The 320-nt window shown below is 67.2% G+C and carries 1 protein-coding gene; it reads right to left on the bottom strand.

The window, feature by feature from the left end; all coding sequences use genetic code 11:
* A partial coding sequence (locus AC0IYH_RS30440) for a hypothetical protein (protein WP_471837876.1) occupies positions 1 to 320 on the bottom strand: 320 nt, incomplete at both ends.

The following is a 320-nucleotide window of genomic DNA, read 5'->3' as shown; positions in this document are numbered from 1 at the left end:
GTCTTCAGCCGCTCGCCGTAATAGGCTGCATCGTCCTCGCTGACGCCGTGCTTGGTCAGCACCTCGTTGAAGGTACCGGCAGCCGCGCCGACAACTGCGCCGATCGCCATGGCTTCTGGGACGGCCGCCGCGGCTATCGCGCCGAGCGCAGCGAGGGGTCCGACGCCCGGGATGGCGAGCGCAGCCACGCCGAGGCCTGCACCGAGAGCGCCACCGCCCAGGATACCGCGAAGAACGCTGGTATGTTCCTCATCGGTGACCTCACCGTCGCCGCCCCTCGTCGTCATCGTTCCCTTGTTCTGGGCGATAACAGAGAGAGA

The organism is Pseudomonas sp. AC463 (genome assembly GCF_979253585.1).
The sequence above is the reverse complement of the archived record's forward strand: the minus strand, read 5'-3'. Positions and strand labels throughout refer to the sequence as shown.